General features: G+C 67.9%; 12 protein-coding genes and 3 pseudogenes. 10 read left to right on the top strand and 5 right to left on the bottom strand.

Annotation, left to right across the window (positions count from 1 at the left end; all coding sequences use genetic code 11):
- The first annotated feature begins 89 nt into the window (after positions 1–89).
- The 5 genes and pseudogenes from ACGFU6_RS12160 (at position 90) to ACGFU6_RS12140 (ending at position 3,535) form a co-directional block, all read left to right on the top strand.
- Positions 90–530 (top strand): hypothetical protein, encoded by a 441-nt coding sequence (locus ACGFU6_RS12160; RefSeq protein ID WP_393610117.1) that lies wholly within the window; start codon positions 90–92, stop codon positions 528–530.
- Positions 531–774: 244 nt separating this feature from the next.
- Positions 775–1,083: pseudogene (locus tag ACGFU6_RS12155) on the top strand (replication initiator); the annotation flags it as partial.
- Positions 1,084–1,138: 55 nt separating this feature from the next.
- Positions 1,139–1,246, top strand: a pseudogene (locus ACGFU6_RS12150) (hypothetical protein); the annotation flags it as partial.
- A gap of 209 nt (positions 1,247–1,455) precedes the next feature.
- Positions 1,456–2,027, top strand: a pseudogene (locus ACGFU6_RS12145) (replication initiator).
- On the top strand, positions 2,027–3,535 hold the full coding sequence (locus tag ACGFU6_RS12140; RefSeq protein ID WP_393610115.1) for a tyrosine-type recombinase/integrase: 1,509 nt from the start codon (positions 2,027–2,029) through the stop codon (positions 3,533–3,535). The pseudogene ACGFU6_RS12145 and the gene ACGFU6_RS12140 overlap by 1 nt, the downstream one beginning before the upstream one ends.
- A 92-nt stretch (positions 3,536–3,627) precedes the next feature.
- Here the strand turns inward: ACGFU6_RS12140 and ACGFU6_RS12135 are convergent, their stop codons facing one another.
- From ACGFU6_RS12135 to ACGFU6_RS12120, 4 genes are all read right to left on the bottom strand, one after another.
- The gene (locus ACGFU6_RS12135; RefSeq protein ID WP_393610113.1) at positions 3,628–4,029 is read right to left on the bottom strand and encodes a hypothetical protein; all 402 of its coding nucleotides are present in this window, start codon (positions 4,027–4,029) and stop codon (positions 3,628–3,630) included.
- A complete protein-coding gene (locus ACGFU6_RS12130) occupies positions 4,029–10,826 on the bottom strand; it encodes a polymorphic toxin-type HINT domain-containing protein (protein ID WP_393610111.1) in 6,798 nt (2,265 codons plus the stop codon). Before ACGFU6_RS12130 ends, ACGFU6_RS12135 begins: the two co-directional genes overlap by 1 nt.
- A 221-nt stretch (positions 10,827–11,047) precedes the next feature.
- Entirely contained in the window at positions 11,048–15,313 is a 4,266-nt protein-coding gene (locus ACGFU6_RS12125) for a LamG-like jellyroll fold domain-containing protein (RefSeq protein WP_393610110.1), read from the bottom strand.
- Between the two features lie 871 nt (positions 15,314–16,184).
- Positions 16,185–16,454: a hypothetical protein gene (locus ACGFU6_RS12120; RefSeq protein ID WP_393610108.1), complete on the bottom strand. Its 270-nt coding sequence runs from the start codon at positions 16,452–16,454 to the stop codon at positions 16,185–16,187.
- A gap of 119 nt (positions 16,455–16,573) precedes the next feature.
- On the opposite strand from ACGFU6_RS12120, the gene ACGFU6_RS12115 reads away from it, so the two are divergent.
- Positions 16,574–16,933, top strand: coding sequence for an arsenate reductase family protein (locus ACGFU6_RS12115; RefSeq protein ID WP_393610107.1), 360 nt, complete (start codon positions 16,574–16,576; stop codon positions 16,931–16,933).
- A 50-nt stretch (positions 16,934–16,983) separates the two neighbouring features.
- Here the strand turns inward: ACGFU6_RS12115 and ACGFU6_RS12110 are convergent, their stop codons facing one another.
- Positions 16,984–17,892: a Gfo/Idh/MocA family protein gene (locus ACGFU6_RS12110; protein WP_393610106.1), complete on the bottom strand. Its 909-nt coding sequence runs from the start codon at positions 17,890–17,892 to the stop codon at positions 16,984–16,986.
- A 260-nt stretch (positions 17,893–18,152) separates the two neighbouring features.
- On the opposite strand from ACGFU6_RS12110, the gene glnII reads away from it, so the two are divergent.
- The 4 genes from glnII to ACGFU6_RS12090 all read left to right on the top strand — a co-directional run bounded on the left by glnII (position 18,153) and on the right by ACGFU6_RS12090 (position 23,355).
- Positions 18,153–19,187 carry a glutamine synthetase gene (gene glnII / locus ACGFU6_RS12105; protein ID WP_393610105.1) on the top strand — a complete coding sequence of 345 codons (1,035 nt, stop codon included), beginning with the start codon at positions 18,153–18,155 and terminating at the stop codon, positions 19,185–19,187.
- A 429-nt stretch (positions 19,188–19,616) separates the two neighbouring features.
- The gene (locus ACGFU6_RS12100) at positions 19,617–20,228 is read left to right on the top strand and encodes a winged helix-turn-helix domain-containing protein (protein ID WP_393610103.1); all 612 of its coding nucleotides are present in this window, start codon (positions 19,617–19,619) and stop codon (positions 20,226–20,228) included.
- A gap of 207 nt (positions 20,229–20,435) precedes the next feature.
- A complete protein-coding gene (locus ACGFU6_RS12095; RefSeq protein WP_393610101.1) occupies positions 20,436–22,070 on the top strand; it encodes a beta-xylosidase in 1,635 nt (544 codons plus the stop codon).
- Between the two features lie 91 nt (positions 22,071–22,161).
- Complete coding sequence (locus tag ACGFU6_RS12090) at positions 22,162–23,355, top strand: ROK family transcriptional regulator (RefSeq protein WP_393610100.1); 1,194 nt, start codon at positions 22,162–22,164, stop codon at positions 23,353–23,355.
- Positions 23,356–23,427: the final 72 nt, after the last annotated feature.

Below are 23,427 nucleotides of genomic sequence, written 5' to 3'. Positions count from 1 at the left end.
GGCGGCACGCGGGGGCGCATGCGGTGGGGGCCGGACGGGTGAGGGGCGGCGGGGTCGCGGGCCGGGGCCGGAGCGTGGAGGGTGGTGGCATGAGCGAGCAGGGAGCCGACGACGGGCCGGACGCGCCGCAGCCCTCCCGGCGGCGGTTGTGGCCGTGGGTGGTGCTGATGATCGTCGTGCTCCTGGCCCTGGCCGCGGGCGCGGTCTCCGCGGTGCTGGCCCGGGGGCTGTCCGAGCAGAGCTCGCAGCGGCTGCGGGTCAGGTACGAGGTCACCGGCACCGCCACAGACGTGACGCTCACCTACAGCACCTGGCAGGGCGAGGCCCTGTCGACGGGGCGGCTGACCCTGCGGACCCTGCCGTGGGCCGGGGAGCTGGAGACCAGGGGGTTCATGAACAGCGGCTCGTTCGTCGTCAGCCTCGGGAGGTCCGGCGGCGACGTCGCGTGCTCCGTGAAGGTGGACGACATCACCCGGCGGACGGACCGGGCTTCGGGGGCCTTCGCCACCGCCACCTGCGACGGGTACTGAGCTGGACTCCGTCACGCAAATAGCAGCAGCTCGGGGTGGTTGTGGGCGTAGCTGGGTGTTCGGTGGTCGCAGTGGACCGCCGGGTGTCCGGGCTGCCGGTCAGGCTGTGTCTTCCCTCGGGTTGAGGGTGACGGTGAAGCCAAGGTGGTTGAGCTGGTTGATCGCTCGGCGGGTGACGCATTCAGGGTCGCAGCGAGTGAAGTAGTCGCCGCCGAGCTCGAGCTAGGGCACGTTGTCGTTGAGCATGTGCCAGATGACGGTGATGATCGAGTGCTCGACAGCGACCGGACGAGGCCGCGTGACCCGCGTCCGCCAGCCGGCCGAGCGGGCCAGCCCCGGCCAGGACACCTACCACCTCATCCGCGCCGGCCTCTCCGGCGGCAAGACCGTCCCCGACACCGTCCGCACCCACCCCCGCGTCTTCGCCACCCTCACCGCCCCCTCCTTCGGCCCCGTTCACAACCGCACCACCACCCCCGGCGGCGGCACCAGGCCCTGCCGCTGCCACCAGCTCCACGACCCCATGGACCCGCTGCTGGGCTCGCCGTTGAACCCGGCGACGTACGACTACACAGGCGCGGTCCTGTTCAACGCCCACGCTGGGAGCCTTGTGGGCCCGCTTGACCATCTACCTGCGCCGCGAGCTCGCCGCCCGGCTCGGCATCACCCAGAAAGCCGCCCGCGCCGTACTGCGGATCTCCTTCGCCAAGGTCGCCGAGTACCAAAAGCGCGGCCTGGTCCACTTCCACGCGTCATCCGGCTCGGCGGCCCCGACGGCAACGCCACGCCTCCGCCCCCGTCTGCCACCGTCGTCGTGTTCACCGACGCCATCCGGGCCGCAGCCCTCCGTGTCCGAGTGGCCGTCACGTCGGACGCGATCAGGGAACGCGAACTCACATGAGGCCAGCAACTCGACGTCCGCGAGATCGCTGCCTTCGGCACCGCCAGCGACCTCACCGACCAGACGGTCGCCGCCTACGTGGCCAAGTACGCCACCAAATCCGCCGACGCCTCCGGCACGCTCGACCATGCCCTGTTCTGCCGCCCCTGCCAGGGACGCGGCGCCACCCTCCTGCCCCACGGAACCCCGCTCCCCTGCACCTCCTGCAAGGGCACCGGACAGGCCCGTCCCCTGCCACAGCTCGCGGTCACCCGGCATGTGCGGCAGATAATCCGCACCTGCTGGGAGCTGGGCAGGATGCCGGAATTCACCGGCCTAAGTGGGCGCACATGCTCGGCTTCCGGGGCCACTTCTCCACCAAGTCCCGCAGCTACTCCACCACCCTGGGCGCGCTGCGCGACGTCCGCCGCGCCTGGCGTACCGAACAGGCCCGCGCCCATGCCGGCCTGCCGGAGTCCGACGCGACGACCACGCTCGTCGTCGGCCGCTGGGACTACCTCGGCTCGGGCTACAGCCCCGGCGCGGCCCTCCTCGCCGCCGGTGTCTGGCATCGCAAGGAACTGGAAAGGCAGTTCGCGGCCGAAGGGGGCTGCTGATGGCCTCGCCCCCGCTCGCCGTCCTCCACGCGGAAGCGGCACCAGCGCTGGATCTGCTCACGGTGCCCCAGGTCATGGCCCGTCTCCAGCTTGGCCGCTCCGCCGTCTACGACCTGCTCCGCACCGGCCAGCTCGCCTCGGTCACCCTCGGCCGCGCCCGCCGTATCCCCATCCCCGCGCTCACCGACTTCATCCGGCCTCGAACAGGAAGCCGCCTGATGACCACACCTCGCCCCGCCTCCTCCCGCCGCTCCCGTGCCCGTGCCCGTGCAAATGGCGACGGGACCGTCTACCAGCGCAAGGACGGACGCTGGGAAGCCGCCGGATATGTCCTCGCCCCCGGCAACACCAGCAAGCGCATCCGCGTCTACGGCACCACCCGCAAAGACGCGATGACCAAGCTCACCGAGAAGATCGCCGCCAGCAACCGCGGCCTCCCCGTCGCAGCGGCCGACAGCACCGTGAGCGCCTATCTTGCGTACTGGCTGAACGGCGTCGCCGTTCACCACCTGCGGGAGAACACCCACACCCGATACGCGGCTTCCATCCGCCTCCACCTCAATCCCGGCCTCGGCGCCAAGAAGCTCGCCCGGCTCACCACCCGCGACGTCCGCACCTTCCTCGACGGACTCCGCACCACCTGCCAGTGCTGCGCCCAGGAGCGAGACGTTGTTCGGCGGTCCTGCTGCACCATCGGCCAGTGCTGCGACAAGCGCCTGTCCCCGCTGACCGTGACGTACGTCCACACGGTCCTCAAGTCCGCCCTGGAACACGCCGTCCGCGAGGACGAACTTCCCCGCAACGTCGCCCGGAACGTCAAGACGACCACGCCCCGCCCTCGCCGCTTCCAGCCCCTCACCACCACCGAAGCCCGACGACTCCTCCACACGGCCCACGGTGATCGGCTTCACGCCCTGTACGAACTCGCCCTGCGTACCGGACTCCGCAAGGGCGAACTCCTCGGCCTCCACTGGGAAGACGTCGACCTCACCGGCGGCACCGCCACCATCCACCGCTCCCTCCAGCGCACCCGAAGCCAGGGCCTGACCGTCCTGCACACCAAGGCCCTGGCCTCCGAGCGGCGCATCGACCTGCCCATCGAATGTCTGAGCTCCCTCAAGATCCACCAGGAACAGCAGCAGGAAGAGCGCCAGGCGGCCGGAAAGGGCTGGACGGACAACGGACTCATCTTCACCACCCCTCAGGGCAGGCCTCTCGACCCCGGCAACCTGACCCGTCGCTTCCGCCTCCTCCTCCACAGCGCAGGACTCCGGACGATCCGTTTCCACGACCTCCGACACTCGACCGCCCCCCTCCTCCTGGAACAGGGCATCGACCTCGTCGTCATCAAGGAACTCCTCGGCCACGCCCACATCGGCGTCACCGCCGGCGTCTACGCCCACGTCCGACTCCGCCTCCAGCGTCAGGCCATCGACACCCTCGGCAACGCCCTCGGCAGCGGCGACGACGCCCCCGACGACCCACCGACCGCAGCCGTAGTCCGCTGACGTTGCCGTCAGCGTTGCCGTCAAACACTCCAGAGGCCCCACCGGAAAAAAATCCGGTGAGGCCTCGATTGGATTACCGAAAAGACTTCGCGTCAGCCATGATGAAGCAATTCTTCGACTGCCGCCTTGATGGCTTCCAGCGCTTCATCGTCCACCATAAGTGGCGCTGCGAGCGTTTCGATCCATTGGCGCATCTCGACCGCATCTAGATCCCGCCAACGCGGATGCAACACGGCCCTTTGCCCGATGACCCCCCAGCGATGTGGGTGATGCGAAAGTCGATACCAGTCAGCCTGCTTCTGCGCTCGGCCTGGCGTCGAGCTCGAACGCAGCCCCAAGATCAAACCTTCGCGAAGGCGATTCAATGCCGATGCGTAAACCGGACTCCCGTTGAGTATGTCCGAGCCCTCGGAGTGCTCGAACTTGAACTCCATGCCAGCGCGAAGCAAGACCTCTACCTGGGCAAAGGTGTCGAACTCGACTAGCTCTGCCATCAGAAGGGGTTCCTTCCATGAAAGAGGACGTTCCCGGACGGGATCTTCAACGAGCCCCTCGCGATCAGCTCATTTGGCTGAGAACCAGGGCCAAGCCCGACACCTTGAGGCATGCGGAAGGCGAAAAGGAAATCAGCCTTCCCGGCGTGTGACGGATTATTGATCATGACGTTTCGCTCAATTTCCACAGAGCTCCCAATTTCCTGCGTCACATGAACCTTTCCGGCAGAGTTGGCACCGATCCTAAGGCTGCCGTCACCAGACAAGATACCTGCGTGCCCATCCTCGCTGGTGTAATGGAAGTAAACATCGTCATCGAGATTATCGACAACGTTCTCGACTTCATGAGTGGCCGCGTTGTTGCAATTATGAACCAGGACCGGAGTAGCGCCCGCCAGCACATAGTACGTGTGGATGCGGTCGACGGTGAGGTCGTGGGTCGTCTGCTGCTTCGCGTAGTGCCGGGTTTGCAGGACCTTGATGCTGGCACCGCTCGCCGTTCGCAGCGTGGTTCCGGGCTCTATGTCGCCGGCGTCTATCCACCTCTTCTGGTCGGTGGACCAGAAGGGGTGGGTGTCGGTGGCGATGATGGTTGCCTGGTCTTCGCCGGTCTGGAGCGTGAGTTCGGTGAAGTGCTTGTCATCCTTCGTGAGGATGGTTGCTATGACCTTCTTGCTCTGGGTCTTCCCGGTTTCCGGGTCGGTGGAAAGTAGCTCGTCACCCTCGTCGACGTCCTCAATTTTTTTGGATTTTCCATCGGCCAGGAGCACCTTGGTCCCAGGGAGGAAGCTGTGCAGGCATTTCGCTACAGCCGAACCGTCTTCGATTCCCTCTTCGATGCGCTTGGCCGCCTTGAGGCCCTTGAATATCTTGAGGAACGGTATATCTGTGGCCGACCAGGCGCAGGCAGTCACACTGCCCCCGGCGCAGGCCTGGTAGGAATCTACGTCGGGGAGAAGTATTGCTCCGACAACAGGACCGATGAAGTTGCTGTATAGGTTGTCTGGTTTCTTGGTTTCTACGGGTACGAATGAGGCTTCTTTAGCTGCCGAAACCCCTGCTGCTTTGGCTCGCCCGGACAGGGAGTAGGTGAGGAAGTAGCCGTACTTGCCTCTGTTTGACCATGTCTGGTGTCGATAGGTCCAGCCACCGTAGTAGTCGAGGATCCAGCCGCTTCCTCTTGTCCTTTCTCTGTATCCCCCGTCGAGAAGGGGGTTTGTCTCTCGCTCGTCGTTGTATGAGGCTCCGCCGACGGGTCCGTCGGGGCGTAGGCCGCTGGGGTCGGAGAGGGTGGCGGGGTTGTTGTTGGCGTAGGTGTAGCCGTTCATCTGTTGGGAGTCGGTCAGGTCGAGGACCGGGTCGATGGAGATGAAGCGGCCGAGGTCGGCGTCATATTCGCGTGCGCCGAGGTGGGTGAGGCCGGTGGTTTTGGTGTCGTCGGTGCCGCCGACGAATCCCTTGGTGCCGGGCCAGGTAGTGGGTGTGGTGCCTCGTTCTCCGCCGAAGGGGAGGGTGCGGCGCTGGGTGATAGCTAGGTCGGCTGCTTGGATGGCTAGTTCGCCGGTGCCGTGCTGGTCGGCGATGGTGAAGGCGAAGGTGCCGTCGTCACTGCGGATGGCTGTCTGGCCGCCGCCGAGGTCGAAGTACCGGGTGGCCTTTGCCTTGGTGGCGCCGGTGGGGAGGGTGACTTCGGTGTTGCCCAGGTACAGGGTGGTTTCGGTCGGGGTTCGGCCGATGAGCCGGTTGCCGGAGGCGTCGTAGAGGTAGTTGGTGGTCTTGCCGCTTTTGGTGACGCTTGCCAGGTGGCCCTCGGCGTCCCAGGTGAGCGACTGGCCGGGGCGGGTGATGGTGTTCCCGCTGGAGTCGTAGGTGTAGGTGTCGGTGGTGGAGCCGGCGGGCCCGGTGGTCTTCCGGGAGGTCAGGCTGTGCGCCTGGGGTGTGCCGGGCGTGGGGTAGGTGTAGGTGTCCTTGAGGTCCTTTGTTGTGTCGCCGGTTACGTCATGGCGTGTCTGCGTGGCTCGGTTGCCGGACTTGTCGTAGGTGAAGGACTGCCAGTACGGGGCAGGGCCTCCGACCTGGGACGCCGCGGGTGCGGCTGCGCAGGTCTTTGTGGGCTGTGCCCAGGCTTCAGTGAGCCGGCCGAGGTAGTCGTAGGTGTAGCACTGGTTGTCCGTGCCGGTCCGGGAGGTGTCCGAGATCGAGCGGACGTTGTCGGCCTCGTCGTAGTGGTAGGTGGCGTAGCGGTCGACGCCGGGCTGGTCCTGGCGGTCGACGCGGGAGGTGGCGAGGCGTTGGGTGCCCCACTCGTAGGTGTTGGTGACCTGTGTGATCTTGCTGCTGGAGGCAAGGCTCATCTGGTACTGGAGCGGCTTGCCTGTGAGGCTGTAGCTGACGCTGGACGCCATGCCCTCGCCGTAGACCGTGGCCGGGCGGAGGGTTGCGTTGTCGTAGGTGTAGTTGGCGGAACCGCCCGGCAGGGAGCCGGCTGCGGAGTAGCTCACGCCTGCGGTGAGGCCGGAGGGGTGGAAAGTGGTTCCGGTCTGGTAGGTGCCCTGGAGGGCGCCCTCAGCGGCGGGAATGACCACTGCCGTCCGGGTGGGGCGGTAGAGCCTGTCGTAGGCGGTGACCTTGGAGGTGTATGCCTGGCCGTCCACGTACCGCGTGGATTCGGCGAGCTGGCCCTTGGCACCTGTGAGCGTGTCGTAGACCTGCTTGGTCCGCAGGGTTCCGGTGGCGGACTTCTCGCGTACCTCGGTCTGGCGGCCGAGGTCGTCGTAGAGGTACGCCAGTCCGGGGACGTCGGTGCGCGAGCCCTTGGTGAAGGTCACCTGGCCGCGGTCGTCGTAGGTGGTGTCGGTCGTGCCCTGGTCGGGGTCGGTCGTGGAGATCTTCCGGCCGAGCTGGTCGTAGGTGTACGTCCAGTGGTTTCCGGCGGGGTCGGTGACCTTGTCCAGTTCGTTGCGCGGTGTGTAGTGGTACGTGGTGCTGTCGTAGGCGGCGTCAGCCGAACGGCTGTGAAGCTGGCGCAGTTCCGTGATGTTGCCGCGGGCGTCGCTCAGCGTCGTGGTGGCTGTGCCGCCGACCGGCGGAATGATCGTGGTGCGGTCGCCACCGTAGATGGTCTTGGTGGTGCTGAGGATCTCACCGCCGTCGCCATTGCCGGCCTTCTGCTGGGTTTGTACGGACCGGTTCATCCCGTCGAAGGTGACGAGGGTCTGGGTCTCGACGGACAGTGCGTTGTCCGGTTTGAAGAGCTGGGTGCTGGGTGCCTCCGTGACGTAGTAGGGGGCGAACGTCTTGGCGGCGAGCCCGCGTTCGTCGTAGAAGGTGTCCGCGATGATGCTGCCGCCGTCGGGCCCTGGGGCCTGGGTCTGGCGCTCTCGCAGGAATCCGTCGAGCAGTTGGTACGACGTGATCTGTCCGCCGGTATTGTTGAGCGACTTCGTCGCAATCACGACCGGCTTGTCGTCATCGATCGTGTAGACGAACTCCTGGGTGGGAGTCTGCGTGTTGCGGCGGTCGGCAGCCCAGACCTTGGTCGTCCGTCCCAGCGCGTCGTGGGCGTATTCGGTGACGTTGTTGTTCGTGTCGGTCTGCTTGGCGACGACCCCTCGTGACGGGTCGATGTCCGTGGTGGTGACCTGGGCCGTCGTTGTGTCGGACGCCTTGGCAGGCGGGGTGGTCACCTTGGTCTGCGTGGCGAAGCCGGTCGGGGGTGTGTAGGCGGTCGTGTTGGTGCGGCCGTCGCTGCGTGCGGAGCGGACAGGGGCCTGGTCGCCGGTGACCGTAACGTTGGCGGTCAGGTCGGTCGCGGTCAGCTGTCGGCCGTAGATGTCGAAGGTGGCTCCCGCTTCGAGGTACGTCGCCTTCGTGCCGTCGTGGCTCTTCAGAGCTGCCGTGGCTGTCGCGTCGCCCTTCGTGGGTGCCGCACCGTAGGCGGCCTTGTCGTAGGCCGAACGGACGTCGGTCAGGACATTCTTGGACCGGTCCACGGGAGCGCTGCAGGATTTCGCGACGGTCTCGACCCGTATCGGGAGAGTGAGGATCGTTGCGGCCGAGTCCTCCGCGTAGGTGGTGCGGGTGCACTGGTCATCCGCTGCCGTCGAGTCGTCGCCGAAGTTGTCGCTTTCGATAACTCGCCCGGCGACCAGGTCCTGCTTCGACGCGGTCGATGTCGTGCGCCACTTCTCGCCTGCCCCCTTGTCCAGGGAGGTCCAGGTCGTGGTGGAGGCAGTGCCGTTGAAGTTGGAGGTGACAGTCCCCCAGTCGCGTACCTTCTTCCCGGTCTCGTGGAACCATGGCCGGCTGACGGTCTTGCCCAGAACGTTGCCGCCAGGCTTTTCGAAGACGGCGGTCTTGTAGCCGAACCCGGCGGAAGCGGCATCGTCCGCTATCGCGTCGCCTTCGCCGTCTTCGAGCGCCACGGAGACGCTCTTCGTACCGCCTGTGGAGTTCTTCCGGTCGCCGTTCATGCCGCGCAGAAAGTAGGAGTCGTTCTGCGTCTTCATCTGGTCGGCGCCGCCCTGGCCACCGGTCAGTACACGGACGTGACCGTAGCCGCGCCACTGGGACCAGGTCTTCTCCTTCTCCTTGGTCAGGCCGTCGTCATCGTCGTAGTGCCAGGCGGCGTCGCCGAGGTACTCGTACTGCGTGACCTGGTCCGGCGCCTTCCCTGTACGGTCCGTCTCGGTGACGGACGTCGTGACGTACTTGTTGAACCAGTTCAGTTTCGCCGGTTCCGAGTCGCTACCGCGGAGGTACTGCGGGAAGCACCTCGTGGTGTTCGTCTCCGGTGTCGGCAGCGCGCCCCAGCTGCATTCCGGCTTCGAGTAGTTCGCATCGATCTGACCGCCGAACTCGTCGGCAACAGTCGAGAGCCGGTCCTTGACGAACGGGGCGTAGCCGTCGCCAGTCTTGTCGAGTCGGTTCTGCAGCTGTGTGTAGTCGAAGGTGGTCTTGGGCAGCGTGACGGCCGGGGTCGCCGATTCACCGGTGTGCTGGATGCTGTCCAGCAGCAGCTGGTAGTCGACGTCCGCGGTGCCCCAGTGGTGGTCGAGCTTCCAGGAGTCGACCTTGTCGTAGGTGCCCGCGGTGTTGAGTACCTGGGTGTTGATGCCGGTCAGTCGCTTGCGGGTCCAGAAAGAGGGGGAGAGCCGGCCGTTGTCACAGCTGGTGCCCGTCTTGCAGTTCAGGTCCCAGGGGGTGTCGTACCAGTAGGCGGACTTGGAGTCGATCGTGTCGGTCTCGCAGGTCACGCCGGTCTGGGGCAGGCAGCGTTCTTTGTTGTCGAAGACGACCTGGGCCAGGGGCTTGGCGTAGTAGTCGCTGGCCCTCAGGCCGTAGTTGATCTTGTCGAGGTACCCGCCGCGCACGTACGTCGTGTCGTCGTCGGCCTTGAGGTTCCGGCCGTAGGAGTTGTTCTCCTTGCCGTAGTGATAGGTGATGGCGTTGCCGTGCGTGTCGACGACTACGTCGAGGTTCCACCGCCAGCCCTGCTGGCACCAGGATTCCGCGAACGACGCACCATGGCACTTCTCGCCGCTGTCGTTCCCGTAGACCGGAACCGTCCAGGTCGAGTTCGAGGACTCGTCGCCGTCCGTCCAGCCACTGGGCCGGTTGTAGCCGAAGTAGTACCGCGTGCCGTCCGGGGTGGTTACACGCCAGTACTCGCCGTCGTTGTCACCGTTCTCGAGAGCGGTGTTGTAGCCACGGGCGATCTTCGTGCCGTCGTCGTTCTTGAGCTTGAAGGTGTTGGTACCGGTCTGGACGAGTTCACCGCCCACGCCGTTGAACGAGATGTAGGCGTTGTCGTAGCCCCAGCACAGGTCGCCCGGCTTGTTGCCGTCAGTGTTCTTGACCCCGTCGTCGGCACACGGCTTGTAGCGGCGCTCGATGGAGCCCGACCACAGGTTGAACCCGTCGCCGGCCCAGGAGCCCTGGTTGTTCGTCCCTCCGGTACGCCCGTCGATGGCGCCCGACGAGTAGGACAGACCCACGCTCGGCTTCAAACCGCCCGGCACCTCGGGGGTCTGGAAATCGTAGGACCAGGTGAAGTCACCGGTGTTGAGACTGGTGGCCCAGGTGGAGGACGGCGAGAGGGAGGTGGCCTTGTAGTCGCCCTTGTCCCCGTCCGGCGCTGCCGTGGCCGCCAGGACCGTGGGGGCGTCCGCCTGCAGCGACATGGAGCCGGCGCTCAGCGTCTGCTGGTCCGTGTCGTTGACTGCCGCGACCGGCTGCGCCTTGCGGCACTTGTCCTGCTCGGGCGTCGTCAGCGCACAGGCCGGAAGTTCGACCAGCTGCATGCGCGAGGCATACGAGCCGCCGAAGGACTGGGCGAAGGAGGAGTAGTCGACGGAGACGTCGACCGGAGCTTTGCCCTTGGCAGAAGACTTGGCAGCCTTCGGGGCGAGAGTGAAGAGCAGTCCCTTCACCCCCGCACGCTTGGCGTGCCGGGAATCGAATACGCGTGAGGTGACGCCGTTCAGCGCCAGGTCTTCGCTAGCCGTGCTGCTCTTCGCCGTGTTCTTGCCGGCCGCGGTGCTCGTGGCCCGCGCGATCCCGATCGGCTGCCCCTTCGGCGAGGCGAACCGGTTCGCGCCCTTGGCACCCGGGGCCGGAAGCGAAGTGGTGACCTCGGTCGCCTTCGGCAGCGTGTTGTGCGGGGTGGCTGTGGGGACGCGGGACCCCTTGTGCTGCGCCCGCGGTTTGACCTTCGTGCCCTTGGTACCCGCGACGGGCTTCTCCGACGCGGGCAGACCGGGCAGACTCGGCGCCGCAACGGCGACGGGGGTTGCCACACCCTGCAGCAGACTGCCTATCAGGACCGTGGACAGGACGAGTGAGGTTCTGCGGAGCAATCTTGCCCCGGGACTGGCTTTCATACGTGACGTGTCCATCACTGTCGGGCGTCTGACCGCTCATGTCGGTCAGACACAGAAAATTGGGTGGAAGCTCGCAGGCAACTGCCTCTGTCGGGTGGGCGGACCACTGGCAGGTCCGCCCACCCGACGCTTGTGGATCAGCCTTGGTTGCCGCTGGGGACGTCGGTGGGAATGTCGAAGAATGTCCCGGCCAGCTGCTGGACTTGGCTGTCGTCCAGCGCGCCCTGGAAGGCCCACACGTCGTCGATGACACCGGGGAAGTACTGCCCGAAGGCGTCCGCTGTCTTGGCGCGGCCGACCTGCAGGGTGCCGCCGGCCTTGAACGTCAGTACGTTGTCGGCCCAGGCGATCAGGTCCTGGCAGGAGGTGTCGTCCGCGTTGCCGTTGCCGTCGGCATCGGTGCAGGCGGTCTCCTGCAGCACGCCGTTGACGTACAGGCGGGCCTCCTTGGCGAAGCCGTCATACACCAGGGCCAGGTGGTTCCAGTCCCGTGCGTCGTAGAACTCGGTGTTCGCGACGCTGTCGGTGCTGGCGCCGGCCGTGTCCTCGGCGTGGATGTCCGCGCTGTAGCTGCCCATCCCGTCCGCGTTCGCGGCATCTGGGGTGAAGTGCAGGTCGAAGGCACTGGTGTGGGTGCCTGCGGCGGAGACCACACTGGCGTTCTGGGTGGGCAGCGCGGCGGCCTGAGCCCAAGCGGTGACGGTGAAGCTGGAAGAGGTGTCCAAAGGCTGGCTGTTCGCGGTGGCGTAATCGTCCACCCCGTCCAGCTGCAGGCCGTTGAAGTCGATCCAGCCCATGCCCTGCTGGGCCTGGCCACCCAGAGTCATCGTGTTGGCGTTGTCGGAGGAGTCAGGGCTGGTGGCCGGACTTCCGGTGGTGACGGTCTCGAAGTTCCAGCGGGCCTTGACCAGCGGGCGCTGGCGGAACATCTGCGCCACCTCCTCAGCGGAGACCGGCCGGTCCATCACCCGGACGTCGTCGATGGTGCCGGGGAAGTAGGAGCTCATGGCTCCGCTGTAGTTGGACGCGCCGATGTACATCGACTGGTCCGCGTAGAACGCTCCCTCCAACGCCGTCGTGCCGGCCTTGGCCCCGTTCACGTACAGGGTGAGGGTCTTGGCGACGGTGTCGTGCACACCGACCAGGTGCACCCACTCCCCTACCCGGGCGGCGGTGCCGTCGGGCTGCATCGCGCGGATTGGCTTGGCGTCGACGCTGTCACTGGAGTACTGGTTGAACACCCACCGGTCATAGCCGGCCGAGTAGTACAGCTCGAAGCCAGGAGCCACTTGACCGGCCTGCGCGGTGATCACCGCGGCGCCGGTCGGCTTCTTGTCGAGCTTGGCCCAGGCCGAGACGGTGAAGCTGCGCTCGGTGTTGACGTGTGGGCCGCTGGTCTGGCCGATTTTCGCGTAGCCGTCGGTGCCGTTGAACTTGGCAGCCTTGCCCGCAATGCCCTCCACGCCGGTGGTGACCGTGCCGTTGTACTTGGCAGGCAGAACGCCGCCGTGTCCACTCAGCTCAGTGGCATCGGCCGCATCGTCCATGTCGAAGACGGCGATGGCGGGACGGCCGGGGTCGCCCACGCTCTGCTTGGCCTTCAGCTTGTCGACCTCGTCCTGGGCGAGCGGTTTGTCGAAGATCTGCAGATCATCGATGGTGCCCGGGAAGAGGGCGCTCGGGGTGCCGGTGAAGTTCTTACCACCCACCAGCAGGCCGCGCCGCGCGATCCACGGCGCGTCGTAGGACACCGTCTCGGTCAGCACACCGTCCACGAACAGCTGCAACTCGTGAGTAGAGGCGGAGTTCGAGTAGGAGCCGACCAGATGCGTCCAGGTACCGGCCTTCACCTTGCTGGTGTCACCCTGGTCGGCACGCACCAGACCGGCGGAGGCGTCGTCGGACTTGTACTGGTTGAACGACCAGCCGAACGTGGTGGAGTAGTACAGCTCCATGCCGGGCGCATTGTTGCCCGGGATCAGAGCCACATCCGCGGTCGCGGTCGGGATCTTGTCGAGCTTCACCCACGCCGAGACCGCGAACCCCCTGCTGGTGTCGACGGGCGAGAGGTCGGTGGAGGCGTAGGCGTCGGTGCCGTTGAACTGCACCGCCGTGCCATCCGCCCCGGCCACGCCCGGGGTCGCGCCACCGTGCAAAGCCAGCGCGCGCTCCGGCGTAGAGCCCTTGGCCTCGCTCGCGCCCGCAGCCTCGTCCAGCTGCCAGGTCGCCCGGGCCGGCTGGCCCGCCTTCACCCGGAACTGATAGGTCCGGATCTCGCTGCCATTGCCGGCCGAGTCGAAGGCCTGCGCCGTCACGAAGTTCACGCCCGGCTTGGACGGCAGCACCTGGGCGACCTCAGCGGCCCCGCCCGAGGTCGTGATCTTGTTCTTGGAGGACGGGTCGGTGTTGATGCCGTACCAGTACGTCTTCACGTCCGTACTGGCCGAGTCGATCGTGAACGACCCGTACTGCCCCACACCGTCGTACCACGGGTCATCCGGGTCGTCCGGGTCGGACTCCGGGTACTGGCTCGAGGCCACGGCCGGCGCCTTGGGCACCGATGTGTCGTAGACGAAGTAACAGGCCTGCGGATCACCGGCGTACGACCATGGTGAATACTGCGCGCCGTCATAGACGCGGGCATACCAGTTGACCGTCTTGTTGGACGGGATCGACGAGGGCAAGCTGATGGTGAAGTCGGAACCTGACTTCTTGGAACTAGTCTTGGCCGGGCTCCATGAGCCCCCGTCCCAGTTCGCCTGGAACTGCACCGAGACGCTGTCCTTGTCCGGGTCCGTCACATTGTTCGCGGTGATCTTGCCGAGAGTACGTACCCGCGCGGGGTTCGACGAGGACTTGCAGGTGCCGCCGTACTCCATAGTCAGCTGCGAGGACTTCAGCTGCGACGGCGGGCGGTTGTACTTCACCCGCAGAAACGCCTTGTCCGAGAACCGCTTCCACCCATAGCCATCACTCTCACTGCCCGCCCGCAGGCCGAACGTCATCGTGGAGTCGTGCGCGTTCGCCGCCGACTGCACGGCCGACTTCACGCTGAACTCGGCGTCCTTGGCCGAGCAGCCGTTGTAGCCGTACGCGAACGAGTCCGAGGCCAGCTGCTTGACCCAGAACCCCGACGCATTCTGCGAGTTCCACGTCGTCGACGAGGAGATGCCCTTCGTCTCCCACAGCTCCACCGAACGCGCCGAGCAGGACGCCGACCAGGTGTTGTGCACCACGAACTCGGCCGACAGGATCGACTTGCCCGCGAACGTAGACACCGGAATGCGATAGAAGAGCCGCTTGGTGTCATTGGGCTGGCAGTACGACCAGTTGCAGTAGCCCATGCCGGAGTCCGAGTCACCGTTGAACTTCCACTGCGGCGACGATGCCCAGTACTTCGACGCCATCGTCCACGCCGACGCACGCGGCGAATACCACTGCGGGTCGATGAACACCGGATAGGTGGTGTCCTCCCCCTTGAGCACCTCGGTGTCCGGGGTCAATACCAGCTCATCGTTCGTGGTGAGATCCACACCGACCGGCGCCAACTGTCCCGACTCGGCCGCGCCCGGCTCCTCCCGCTCCCCGGTGCTGCCGTCATCACCGACCGCGCTCAGAGTCTGGGGCGCCGTCTGCGCATCGCCCTTGCTGGAGTCCCACATCAACGGCTGCGGCGCCTCGAAAACCGTGCCGCCCGCACCACGGTCGACCGCCTGCAATCCGCCCTGGCTGGTCTCCTTGACATCCAGGCCCTCGGTACCGAGCTTGAGCCGCAGATCAGCCAGCTCCTCGCTCTGCGCCGCCTCGGCCGTCTTGACCACCAAGAGCTGCGAGAAGCCGTCTTCCTGCGCCGTCATCCGCAGATCCACGCCCGGCAGCACCGACGGGTAGGTAGCCATCGCGCCGTCCAATACCGGAGCTGGCAGCGACGCCGGCCAGGTCAGGCTTGCCGCACGGCCCGCTCGCTCGATACGTACCAGCGGCTCCTTGGCACCGCCGCCGGAGAACGCCAGGTTCACCGTAGCCGCGGCCGGGGCGACCGTGCCGTCATCCTGTCGCGCAAGCGCGGTGTCGATGTGCTTCCAGTCCTTGCCCGACCGGGTCCAGATCGGACGCAGGTACTCCCGCGCCTCCAGATTCCCGTCCGTCGTCGCGAAGACCTCCCGTGCTTCACCCCGCTGGGCGAGCACCTCCACCGGCTTGCCCGACTTCTTCGCCTGCGCCAGCGCCTCGGTCTCCGAGGCCACTGCAGCCGACGTATCGCCGCTGTCGGCGGCCGTCTCACTGAACGCGGCGGCCCCCGGAGCGGCCGCCATCGACAGGCCAGGCAGCACCCCCGCCCCGAGCGCGACCACGAGCGCCGCCCCCAACCAACGCTGCCGCCCGTGTTGCTTTCTTCCCATATTCTTCCCGCCCCACTCACAATATATCCTTATTTGCAGCGTGAACTTAAGCCGCTCTTACTCGGACTGACCAGCTGTCACCAGGGCAGACATTTCTCCCTATGCACGCATCCGCCGGGAAACTTCACCTGTGATCTTCATTGCATGATCAAAAGGTTGTATCGCACACGCGTGTTTTCGATCACACATTCGGCTGCCATCTGCGGCACCGGGTCAGTGGTGCTCACCGGCGACGCCTCAGCGTCGATCTGCCGACGTGGCGAGCCTCCAGCCAGAGCGGCTCGGAGAGACAATCGCAGGCGATACGCTCGCAGTGTCCTGGGACTACTCCCGGCCCTTCATGTGCTCAACACCCGTCCCGCCGAAGCAGACCTCGGGAACGGCGGCTCCGAGCCGGGTGGCCATGATCCGGTTCACCTCGGTTCTCCAGCGCGAACGCACGCGTTTTGACGCAGACACCGAAGCAGCACGGATAACCCTCACCAAGCTGATGAAACTTTCTCGCGATCTGCTGTCACGTTTCGGTCCGGCGACGTCCTTGTGCTTTGTGCGAGTGGCAGAGCGCCGTCGTACGGGTGGTGCGCATGACGCTGGTGCCTGATTCCGTCTCGCTCGCCGGACCCGCACCATCTGGCAGTTTTGGTAGGCCCCGGCTTTGCCAGAGCCGCTCTCGCCCTCCCCTGCACCACCCGGATCAGGCTGCACTCAGCTGCCCTGACCTGCTGCTACAGGCTAGAGGCGGCGGACTGTCACCTCCACTCGAACCACAGCGCCTCACGGCGCAACCAAGATCCCCGACAGAGTCAAGCTGAGACGCGGCCGTGCCCCCGGGGCCTCCCGGGGGCACAGCGGACTGACAGGGGGCCGGTGGTCAGCGGCCGTAGCGGATGAGCGCGCGGACCATGCGGCAGGTGGTGTCGGACGGCGGGTGGATGCCGAGGTGCCCGGCAGCCGTGCGTATCCGGGCGTTGCTCGCGCTGGACGGCTGGTGAACTCCCGTGTCGAGCAGGGCGATCGCCAGCCGCATCGCCTTCAGCCGGCGGTTGTGCGTGACGTACCACTGACGGGGGCGGCCGGCGGGGAGCGGCTTCTTCTTCAGGGGTGTGTGGAGCGGCTCGGTCGTGACTGCGGCAACGGCCATTGGCAACCTCCTGGCGCGGTGGTGGAACCCTCACGAACTACCTCCATTTTACTGCCCGGCACTGACAATCGCCCCTGGCCAGAGGGGTTTTCGCGGGTCCATCCCGTACCGTTGGCCCCATGGAGATCTGGATCAATCCCGCCTGTTCCAAGTGCCGGGGCGCGCTGCACCTGCTCGACGAGGAGGGCGCCGAGTACACCGTCCGCCGCTACCTGGAGGACGTGCCGTCACCGGACGAGATCCGGGCCGTCCTCGACCGGCTGGGGCTGGAGCCGTGGGAGATCACGCGGACGCAGGAGGCGGACGCGAAGGAGCTGGGGCTCAAGGACTGGCCGCGCGACGCGGCCGCCCGGGACCGGTGGGTCACGGCACTCGCCGAGCACCCGAAGCTGATCCAGCGGCCGATCATCACGGCCGAGGACGGCACTGCCGTGGTCGCGCGCACGGACGAGGCGGTACGGGAGGCGATGGGGCGCTGAGCGGTGGGCCCGGGGACCAGGAGTGTGCCCGGACCACCGCGTCGGCTCCGCTACTCCCCCGCCTGCGCCTCGGCCTCCGCGAGGAGTTCGGTCAGCCGGAGCCCGAACCGTGCGTCGCAGGGGTGCGCCACCCCCGTGCGCACCGATTCGATGAGCGCGTCCACCGCCGCCGTGTAGGCGCCGACCGCGCCGTCCCACCGGGGCAGCCCGATGGTCCCGTGCTCGCCCCTGAGCTCCACCTCGACGCCGGTCGCCGCCTGGGGGGCGGCCAGGGTGAGCGTCACCGTGCTGGAGGCTCCGGAAGCGTGGCGGAGGATCAGGTGGTGGGTGTCGGCGGGGCCGCGGGCGGCGGTCAGCCGGGTCACCTCGCCCAGCACCGGGATGAGGACGGAGAGCGCGTGCGGGCCGACGTCCCAGAGGCCGCCCTTCTCGTGGCGCCAGGGGGACGCGGCGTACTCGCTGTCCGCGCCGGGCGCCCACAGGGCGCCGATCCAGTGCGCGTGCGCGGTGAACCAGCCGCCCGCCGCGTGCTGTTCCTCGATCCAGGCCGCGGTCTCCGGGGCGAACCGCAGGGTGCAGAAGACGACCGAGGCGACCCGGGCCCGCTCCGCCGCCTCCACCACCGTCCGGGCCGCCGCGACGCTCGTGGCCACCGGCTTGTCCATCAGCAAATGGCAGCCGGCCGCCGCGGCACGGGCGGCCAGCGGCGCCTGTACGTCCGGCGGCAGGGCGAACGCGACGGCGTCGCTCACGACGAACAGCTCGTCGAGCCCCGCATCCCCCGTGTAGGCCTTGGCACCGTGGGCGTCGGCCACCTCCTGCGCGGCTTCGGCCCGGCGGCCCCACACCCCGCTCAGCACGGCGCCGGGATGTGCGGCGAGGGCGGGGGCCTGGGTGTTGCGGGCCCAGGGACCGGTCCCGACCAGGCCGATACGCAGGGGGTTCACGGATGTCGTCATGGCACAAGTGTGCCCGGTGCGGCCGTGGTCCCGAATCCCGCGAGCCGCTCGGGCGTCACCGCGATGAACCGGCCGCGGCCGTACGTGCCCCGGTGGTCCTGTGGTCCTGTGGTCCGTGCGAACCCTGTATACGACGCCACGGGCCCGCTCCCGTGCGGGAAACCTCGGTAACACGGGCTTCACACGAGAGCAACGGACGGGAAATCGCGTCTTGCGAAGCTGCGCTGCATAGACCGCAGCACCCCCGAAGGATGGCTTCCGTGACGTTCAAGGCTGAGTACATCTGGATCGACGGCACCGAGCCGACCGCCAAGCTCCGCTCCAAAACGAAGATCATGCCCGGTTCCCCGTCGTCCGACGTGGCCGAGCTGCCCATCTGGGGCTTCGACGGATCGAGCACCAACCAGGCCGAGGGCCACGCCTCCGACCGGGTGCTGAAGCCGGTCTTCACCTGCCCGGACCCGATCCGCGGCGGTGACGACGTCCTGGTCCTGTGCGAGGTCTTCCACATCGACATGACCCCGCACGAGTCCAACACGCGTGCCGGACTGCGCCCGGTCGCCGAGCAGTTCGCGGGCCAGGAGCCGATCTTCGGCATCGAGCAGGAGTACACCTTCTTCGACGGCCACCGGCCGCTCGGCTTCCCCGAGGGCGGTTTCCCGGCCGCGCAGGGCGGCTACTACTGCGGCGTCGGCGCGGACGAGATCTTCGGCCGCGACATCGTCGAGAAGCACCTCGACAACTGTCTCAAGGCGGGCCTGGCCATCTCCGGCATCAACGCCGAGGTCATGCCCGGCCAGTGGGAGTTCCAGGTCGGACCGGTCTCCCCGCTGGAGGTCTCGGACCACCTGTGGGTCGCGCGCTGGCTGCTCTACCGCACCGCCGAGGACTTCAACGTCTCCGCGACCCTGGACCCGAAGCCGGTCAAGGGTGACTGGAACGGCGCGGGCGCGCACACCAACTTCTCCACCAGGGCGATGCGTGCGGGCTACGACCCGATCATCACCGCGTGCGAGTCGCTGGGTGAGGGCTCGAAGCCGATGGACCACGTCAAGCACTACGGCGCGGGCATCGACGAACGGCTGACCGGTCTGCACGAGACCGCCCCGTGGAACGAGTACAGCTACGGCGTCTCCGACCGCGGCGCCTCGGTCCGCATCCCGTGGCAGGTCGAGCAGGACCGCAAGGGCTACATCGAGGACCGTCGCCCGAACGCCAACGTCGACCCGTACGTCGTCACGCGGCTGATCGTCGACACCTGCTGCGCCGCGCTGGAGAAGGCCGGCGAGGCCTGATCCCGCGCAACACCCGTACGAGGGGGGGCGTGCACCGGTTGTCCGGTGGGCGCCCCCTTCGGCGTGCACCGGTTGTCCGGTGGGCGCCCCCTTCGGCGTGCACCGGACACCGCGGACGGGACGGACCCGGATTCCGGGTTCACGGCCCCGAGTGAGGAAGGTAACCCAAAGGGTCCGTATCGACGGGTGGAAGAGGCCTGCTGCGGCACTGTTTTCTCTGGTTCAATGGAGGCATGGCCAGCATTCAGCACACCTCGTCAGGTCGCAGCGACCTCGAGCCGTTCTGGCCTTCCCGTCAGCATCACGACTTCGACCGGGTGTGTTGCCGCGCGTTGAACGCGCCGGCCCCCTAAAGCCGATCACCCGGCCTTCGGCCCGCGCGCAGCAAGTCCGTCCACAGACGACTCCTCGCGCGAAAGAGCTGACCTCATGGCGAACACTCGTACGATCTCCGCCGCTTCCGCTGCCACCGCAGCCCAGCCGGCGACCGCTGCGGCCACCACCGCCCGTCCCCTCTCCCCCAACCGGCCCCGGCTGCGGGCCGTCGCGCCGGACGAGGTCTTCCAGCCGGCCGATGTCGCCGCGTTCCTGGCGCCGGGTGCCACCTGGCTGCCCGCACCGCAGCACACCCTGCCGGCGCTGCCGGGCCGGCCGCCGATGGTCGGCTACCTGGTGCTCGTCCCCGCCGACCAGCAGCCGCCGGCCGCGGCGGTCCGGGCCGGCCAGTACGTGGTGCCGGAGATCCTGGAGGCGCCGGGGGCCGGGCCGGTGCGCATCGACCCCGTCCAGCGCACCGCCGCGGTGAACGGCGACCGGCTCGACCTCACCTACCTGGAGTTCGAGCTCCTCGCCCACCTGGTGGCGCACCCCAACCGGGTGCACACCCGCGACCAGCTGGTGACCACGGTCTGGGGCTACGGGCACGTGGGCGACGGGCGCACCGTCGATGTCCATGTCGCCCGGCTGCGCCGCAAGCTGGGCGCCGAGCACCGCCGGTCGATCCAGACGGTGCGGCGCGTCGGGTACAAGTACACGCCCTGAGCCACGACGAGGCCGGGCAGGGGTCGCGCCGGCCCCTGCCCGGCCTGATCGTGAAGGCGGAGCGGGTGCCCGGTGGCGCCTGCGAACTCCCGCACGGCCGGAGGCCGGACCTGGTCACCGGCCCTACCCGTACCTGCTTCCCGATCTGCGGTGCCCTGTTAAAGTAACATCAATCAAATTGATTTAGCTTGTGACAGGGAGACACTCATGACTCGTGACCTGGAACGAGGCAACCGTGCGGGCGGCACGAGCGGTCGCGCAGCGGTGAGCATCGATATCTCCGCGTCGGCCGAGGGCACCGCGCTCCAGCCGTTCTGGCGCCGCGTGGTAGGTGCGGGACGGGCCAATGAGGGGCTCCGGGCCGACTGGCAGCACCAGCTCGTCGCGGCCCGGCGGGACTGCGGCTTCGAGTACGTCCGCTTCCACGGGCTGTTCCACGACGACATGTTCGTCTACACCGAGCGCGAGGACGGCGCCCCGGTGTTCAATTTCCAGTACGTGGACGCCCTGTTCGACTTCCTGCTGGACACCGGCGTGCGTCCGTTCGTCGAGTTCGGCTTCAGCCCGCGCGCGCTCGCCCGGGAGACCGGCACCGTCTTCTGGTGGGGCGCGCACGGTGCGCCGCCCGTCGACCTGGACAAGTGGGCCGCGCTCATCGAGGCGACGGTGCGCCACTGGATCGGGCGCTACGGCGCGGAAGAGGTGCGCCGCTGGTACTTCGAGGTGTGGAACGAGGCGAACCTCGACGGGTTCTTCAAGGGGACCCGCTCCGAGTACTTCGAGCTGTACCGGGTCACGGTCGAGGCGGTGAAGGCCGTGGACGGGTCGCTGCGCGTGGGCGGCCCCGCCACCTCGAACTTCGTGCCGGACGAGCGGTTCAGCAAGGACGTGGAGGACGTCGCCCTGCGGATCACCGCAGGCCGCGACGACATCGACACCCTCCGCTGGCGGCCCGTGTGGCTGGAGGCGTTCCTGGAGTTCTGCGAGCGCGAGGCGCTCCCCGTCGACTTCGTCTCCACGCATCCCTACCCGACGGACTGGGCGCTGGACGAGCACGGCCGGGGCGAGAAGCTCACCCGGTCGAAGGACGCGACCCCCCAGGACCTGGCGCTGCTGCGCGACATGGTGGCGAAGAGCGCGTTCCCCGAGGCGGAGATCCACCTCACCGAGTGGTCCTCGTCCTCCTCGCCCCGCGACCACACCCACGACACCCTGCCCGCGGCGACCTACGTGGTCCGCTCCGTACTGCACTCCCTCGGAACCGTCGACTCGCTGGCCTACTGGACCTTCACCGACGTCTTCGAGGAGGGCGGCGCCGGCGACGAGCTCTTCCACGGCGGCTTCGGCATGCTCACCCTGCCGGGCATCCCGAAGCCGACCTACCACGCCTACCGGATGCTGAACGCGCTCGGGGACGAGCTGATCGGACAGGGCGAGGACTTCACCGCCACGCGGGACTCCGCCACCGGCCGCGTCGGCGTCCTGGTCCACCACTACCCGGCCCAGGAGCCCAAGTCGGTACCGGCCTCCTTCGACGACCGCTCGACGGCCCGGTCCACCCAGGCCAAGGGCGAACCGCGCGAACTCCGGCTGCGGCTGACGGGGCTGGCCCCGGGCGCCTGCTTCGAGGTGGAGACCCTGGAGCCGGGCCACGGGGACGCGATCGGGGCCTGGCAGGAGCTGGGCGAACCGGACGCGCCGACCCGTGAGCAGCTGGCCCACCTGGACCGGCGGGCGCGGGCGACCCGGCTGGAGACCATCCGGGCGGACGGGGCGGGCGTGCTTGTACACGAGGCACCACTGCAGCCGTGGTCGATCACGCTGGTACGCCAAGTCCCCTGAGGCGTGTTTCATTCGGATCCGGCGGATCAACCCGCCGCCCGATCGTCGTGATGCGCCCCGTGGACGCCGCAGCAGGAGAACTATCGTGAGCATGAGCAACACATCGATCAGGCGGGGTACCAACCTGCCACGCATGGGCGACTTCAACGAGTCGGTCGTCCTGGACGCCATCCGGCGCCACCCCAAGGGCCTGAGCCGGGTGGAACTCGCCCACGCCACCGGGCTCTCCGCACAGACGGTCTCCAACATCTGCCGCCGGCTCCTGGACCAGGGGCTGACCCAGGAGTCGGGCAAGCAGTCGTCCGGCGGTGGCGGCAAGCCCCGTACGCTGCTGCGCGTCGTGGCGGGAGCGCGGTACGCGGTAGGGGTGCATCTGGACCCGGCCGTCATCACCTACGTACTGCTCGACCTGCTGGGCACCACCGTCGCCCGGCGCAGCGAACCCACCCCCCTGGGCACCGACATCCACGCGGTCACCGCCGAGATGGTGAGTGCGGTGCGGGCGCTGATCGATGATTCGGGCGTCGAGCCCGAACGGGTCCTCGGCCTGGGCATCGCGGCCCCCGGGCCGCTGGACGCGGGGCACGGAATGGTCGTCGATCCGCCCGAACTGCCGGGCTGGGGAAGCGTTCCGCTGCGTGCCAGCCTCGCCGCCGGAACGGGGCTGCCCACGCTGCTCGACAAGGACGTCATCGCCGCGGCGGTGGCCGAGCGCTGGATGGGGGCCGCCACGGAGACCCGCAACTTCCTGTTCTTCTACCTGGGCACCGGCTCGGGCATGGGGCTGGTCGTGGACGACACGGTCCTGCGCGGCGCTTCCGGGAACGCCGGTGAGGTCGGCGGGCTGGGGGCCGCCTGCTCCACCCGGGCGCTGGTCGACGAGGCGATCCAGATGGGGGCCCTGGGGCACGAGTTCACGCCCACCGGCCCCCAGGACGCCCGGCGCAGTCTGGACGAACTCGCCCGGCTGGCCCGAGCGGGCGTGCAGCCCGCGGCGGGTGTCGTGGAGCGCTGGGCGATCCGCATCGGCAGGGGGGTGTGCGCGGCGGCCACCCTGCTCGACTCGGACACCATCGTCTTCGGCGGACCGCTCTGGCCGCAGATGTCCGAACCGTTCCTCAGCGTGATCGAGCCGATGGTCGCGGCGTCCCCGTACGTGAAGGCCGTCCATCCGACCCGGGTGACCTCGACACGCATCGGCGAGCACGTCGCCGCTGTGGGCGCCGCCTGTCTGGTCCTGGACCAGACGCTGTCCGCGCAGCCGGGAAGCCTGCTGCTGCACTGAGCGCGGGGGGGGGGGGGGGGGGGGGGGGGGGGCGGGGGCCCCCCCCCCCCCCCCCCCCCCCCCCCCCCGCGC

The organism is Streptomyces sp. NPDC048462 (genome assembly GCF_043200175.1).
Taxonomy (GTDB): Bacteria; Actinomycetota; Actinomycetes; order Streptomycetales; family Streptomycetaceae; genus Streptomyces.
The sequence above is the reverse complement of the archived record's forward strand: the minus strand, read 5'-3'. Positions and strand labels throughout refer to the sequence as shown.

Excerpts from the sequence above, each read along its gene's own strand:
- ACGFU6_RS12100 (WP_393610103.1), top strand. The coding sequence starts at position 19,617 with ATGGCGAACACTCGTACGATCTCCGCCGCTTCCGCTGCCACCGCAGCC.
- ACGFU6_RS12135 (WP_393610113.1), bottom strand. The coding sequence starts at position 4,029 with ATGGCAGAGCTAGTCGAGTTCGACACCTTTGCCCAGGTAGAGGTCTTG.
- ACGFU6_RS12160 (WP_393610117.1), top strand. The coding sequence starts at position 90 with ATGAGCGAGCAGGGAGCCGACGACGGGCCGGACGCGCCGCAGCCCTCC.
- ACGFU6_RS12140 (WP_393610115.1), top strand. The coding sequence starts at position 2,027 with ATGGCCTCGCCCCCGCTCGCCGTCCTCCACGCGGAAGCGGCACCAGCG.
- ACGFU6_RS12115 (WP_393610107.1), top strand. The coding sequence starts at position 16,574 with ATGGAGATCTGGATCAATCCCGCCTGTTCCAAGTGCCGGGGCGCGCTG.
- ACGFU6_RS12125 (WP_393610110.1), bottom strand. The coding sequence starts at position 15,313 with ATGGGAAGAAAGCAACACGGGCGGCAGCGTTGGTTGGGGGCGGCGCTC.
- ACGFU6_RS12090 (WP_393610100.1), top strand. The coding sequence starts at position 22,162 with ATGAGCAACACATCGATCAGGCGGGGTACCAACCTGCCACGCATGGGC.
- ACGFU6_RS12095 (WP_393610101.1), top strand. The coding sequence starts at position 20,436 with ATGACTCGTGACCTGGAACGAGGCAACCGTGCGGGCGGCACGAGCGGT.
- ACGFU6_RS12120 (WP_393610108.1), bottom strand. The coding sequence starts at position 16,454 with ATGGCCGTTGCCGCAGTCACGACCGAGCCGCTCCACACACCCCTGAAG.
- ACGFU6_RS12110 (WP_393610106.1), bottom strand. The coding sequence starts at position 17,892 with ATGACGACATCCGTGAACCCCCTGCGTATCGGCCTGGTCGGGACCGGT.